At 79.1% G+C, this 3,835-nt stretch carries 3 protein-coding genes; 1 reads left to right on the top strand and 2 read right to left on the bottom strand.

Annotated elements, in window-relative coordinates; all coding sequences use genetic code 11:
• Both VER05_RS17115 and VER05_RS17120 read right to left on the bottom strand, forming a co-directional pair.
• Window positions 1–423, bottom strand: a 423-nt coding sequence (locus VER05_RS17115; RefSeq protein WP_324846522.1) for a carboxyltransferase domain-containing protein, incomplete at its 3' end; no start/stop codon positions are given.
• A 13-nt stretch (window positions 424–436) separates the two neighbouring features.
• Window positions 437–1,210 carry a 5-oxoprolinase subunit PxpA gene (locus tag VER05_RS17120; protein WP_324846523.1) on the bottom strand — a complete coding sequence of 258 codons (774 nt, stop codon included), beginning with the start codon at window positions 1,208–1,210 and terminating at the stop codon, window positions 437–439.
• Between the two features lie 124 nt (window positions 1,211–1,334).
• On the opposite strand from VER05_RS17120, the gene VER05_RS17125 reads away from it, so the two are divergent.
• On the top strand, window positions 1,335–3,835 hold a 2,501-nt coding region (locus VER05_RS17125; RefSeq protein WP_414647647.1), incomplete at its 3' end, for a DEAD/DEAH box helicase.

Here is a 3,835-nt window from a genome sequence, read left to right on the forward strand (position 1 = left end):
GTCGTAGCGGACGGGGAGCACGACCGCGGCGGGGGCGGGGGCGGGGGCGGGGTCCGTGGGGGCGGTTGCCGTGGGGGCGGGGTCCGCGGGGGCGGGCGTGGCGGCTGAGCCACCGGTCGGCGCGAGGGCCGGCGCGGGCACGGGAGTGGCGGCGGAGGCACCGGTCTGCGCGGGGGCGGGCGCGGGCGCCGTGGCGGCACGCGCTGCACCGGCCGCCACGAGGTCCGCAGCGGCGAGGGCGTCGCCGGGCGTGCCGAACCGGACGAGCACCGTGCGCGCGGCCGGCACGACGTCCACGACGCCGGGCGGCGGGTCGGCCCGCAGGGCGTCGTCGAGCGCCCGCACCGCCGCGAGACCGGGCAGGTCGACCAGCAGGGCGTCGACCCCGTACGGCACGACCCGGCTGCGCGCGTCCGGCGTCATCGACGGGTCCCGGTCACGGCGCGGCCGGCCGCAGATCGACCCCGGCCGACTCGAGCGCGGCCCGGACTGCGCGCGCGACGGCCACCGCACCGGGCGTGTCCGAGTGCACGCACAGCGACGCCGCGTCGACGGCCACGAGCGTGCCGTCCACCGCCACCACCGCGCCGTCGGTCGCCATCCGCACGGCGCGCGCGGCGGCCTCGCAGGGGTCGGTGACGAGCGCGCCCGCGCGGTCCCGCGGCACCAGCGTGCCGTCGGCGAGGTAGCCGCGGTCGACGAACGCCTCGGTCACGGTCGGCAGCCCCGCCTCGTGCGCGTGCCGGAGCACCGCGGACCCGGGCAGGCCGACGAGCGCCAGCGTCGGGTCGACGCCGGCGACCCCCGCGACCACCGCGGCGGCCTGCCCCTCGTCGTGCACGATCCGGTTGTAGAGCGCGCCGTGCGGCTTCACGTAGCCGACCCGGGCCCCCACGGTCCGGGCGACGGCCTGCAGGGCACCGACCTGGTAGGCCACCTCCGCCGCGAGCTCGCCCGGCGGCACGTCCAGCCGACGCCGGCCGAACCCGACCAGGTCCCGGTAGGAGACGTGCGCGCCGACGGCCACGCCGCGGGCCAGCGCCGTCGCGCACCGGGCGGCCATGATCGCCGGGTCGCCGGCGTGGAACCCGCAGGCCACGTTGGCGCTGGTGACGACGGACAGCAGCGCGTCGTCAGCGCCGGGCTCGCCCAGGGTCCACGGGCCGTAGCCCTCGCCGAGGTCGCAGTTCAGGTCGATGTGCGTCGCCACGTGCCCATCCTGCCCCGCCCGACCGGGCCGCCCCGGCCCCGGGCGACCCCGGCCGACGCCCGGGCGGTGCGCGCGCCGGGCACCCCGGTACGACGCCGCGCCGCCGAGGGGCGAGGATGGTCCCGTGGTGGGGACCGGTGAGCTGCTCGACGTGCTGCTCGCCGCGGGCCGCCGCGCCGACCGGCTCACGCACGTCCGGCACCTGCCGGCGCGCGAGGGCACACCGGTCGACTGGCCCGCGTGGGCGGACCCCGACCTGGTCGCGGGGTACCGGGCGCTCGGCGTCGAGCGGCCGTGGCGGCACCAGGCGCTCGCCGCCGACGCCGCGTGGTCCGGGCGGCACACCGTCCTGTCCACGTCGACCGGGTCCGGGAAGTCGCTGGCGTTCTGGCTGCCCTCGCTGTCGGCGGTCCGCGCTCAGGCCGCCGCCCGTGCGCTCGACCCGGGCCGGATCGAGACCGTCGCCCGCCGGGGGTCGGTGCTCTACCTCTGCCCGACCAAGGCCCTCGCGGCCGACCAGCGGCACGCGCTCGACCGGGTGCTGTCCGCCGCGCGGCTCCGGGACGTCCGGGTCTCGACGTGCGACGGCGACACCGCCCAGGAGGAGCGGCGGTGGGTGCAGGAGTACGCGGACGTGGTGCTCACCAACCCGGACTTCCTGCACTTCGCGCTGCTGCCGCAGCACCGCCGGTGGGCGCGGCTGCTCGGCTCGCTGCGCTACGTCGTGCTGGACGAGTGCCACGCCTTCCGCGGCGTCTTCGGGGCGCACGTGTCGGCGGTGCTCCGGCGGCTGCGCCGGGCCGCCGGGATCTACGGCGCCGACCCGGTGTTCCTGCTCGCGTCGGCCACCACCGCGGAGCCGGCCGTCAGCGCGGCCCGGCTGATCGGCGTCCCGCCGGAGGACGTCGTGTCGGTCGCCGACGACGCCTCCCCGGCCGGCCGGAAGACCGTGGCGCTCTGGCAGCCGCCCGAGGTCGCGCCCGCCGAAGGCCCGTGGAGCGGGCTGCTGCCCGAGGACGACCCGTGGGCGCTCCCGCTCGACGAGCCGCCGGTGGACGTGGACCGCGCCGCGCCGTCCGGGGCGGGCCGCGGGGACGAGGCCGACCGCGGTGGCGACGGGGACGACGACGGCCACGCCGGCGACGACGGGGGCGGAGGCGACGGCGAGGACGACCCCGCCGCCCGCACGGCCGCGCCGGCGCCCGGCCCGGACGCCGGGTCGGTCGGCCCGGCCCGCGAGGGCTCCGGCCCGCTCGGCACCGGCGAGGACCTGGTCGCGGACGACCCCGACCGCCCGCGCCGCTCGGCGACGGCCGAGGTCGCCGACCTGCTCGCCGACCTCACCGCCGCGGGCGCCCGCACGCTCGCGTTCACCCGGTCGCGGCGCGCCGCGGAGTCGGTCGCCACCGTGACCCGGGAGCACCTGCGGGAGGTGGACCCCGAGCTCGCGGTGGCCGTCGCCGCCTACCGGGGCGGGTACCTGCCCGAGGAGCGGCGCGAGCTCGAGGCGGCGATCCGCACCGGGCGGCTGCGCGCGCTCGCCACCACGAACGCCCTGGAGCTGGGCGTCGACATCTCCGGGCTCGACGCCGTGGTGATCGCCGGCTGGCCGGGCACGCGCGTGTCGCTCTGGCAGCAGGCGGGTCGCGCCGGGCGAGCCGGCGCCGACGGCCTGGTCGTGCTGGTCGCCCGCGAGGACCCGCTCGACACGTACCTCGTCCACCACCCGGAGGCGGCGCTCGACGCCCCGGTGGAGGCGACGGTCTTCGACCCCGGCAACCCCTACGTGCTCGCCCCGCACCTCTGCGCCGCCGCCGCGGAGACCCCGATCCGCGCCGAGGAGCTCGACCTGTTCGGCCCGGGGACCCGCGAGCTGCTGGACGTCCTCGTCGCGCGCGGGGCGCTGCGCCGCCGACCCTCGGGCTGGTACTGGACCCACGCCGAGCAGGCCGCCCGGCTGACCGACCTGCGCGGCACCGGCGGCGACCCCGTCCGCGTCGTCGAGTCCACCACCGGGCGGCTGCTGGGCACGGTGGACTCCGCCGCCGCCGACTCGACCGTGCACGCCGGCGCCGTCTACGTGCACCAGGGCGCGACCTACGTCGTCGACGAGCTGCGCCTGGAGGACGGCGTCGCCCTCGTCGACCGGCGGGACGTCGACTACGGCACCTGGGCGCGCTGGGTGACGTCCACCGAGATCCGCTCCGTCACGGCCGAGCGCCGGTGGGGTCCGGTGACGTGGGGGTTCGGCGCGGTCGACGTCACCACCCAGGTGCTGAGCTTCCAGCGCAAGCGGATCCCGGACATGGAGGTGCTCGGCTCCGAGCTGCTCGACCTGCCCGCGCGGACGCTGCCGACGACGTCGGTGTGGTGGACGGCCCCCGTCGAGGTGCTCGCGCGCGCCGGGATCACCGTCGAGACCGCGCCGGGCGCGCTGCACGCCGCGGAGCACGCGTCGATCGGCCTGCTGCCGCTGCTCGCCACCTGCGACCGCTGGGACCTCGGCGGCGTCTCCACCGCGCTGCACGCCGACACCGAGCAGGCGACCGTGTTCGTGCACGACGCCTACCCCGGCGGCGCGGGCTTCGCGGAGCGCGGGTACGGGCTCGGCGCGACGTGGCTGCG

It is taken from the genome of Cellulomonas sp., from assembly GCF_035634735.1.
GTDB lineage: Bacteria > Actinomycetota > Actinomycetes > Actinomycetales > Cellulomonadaceae > Cellulomonas.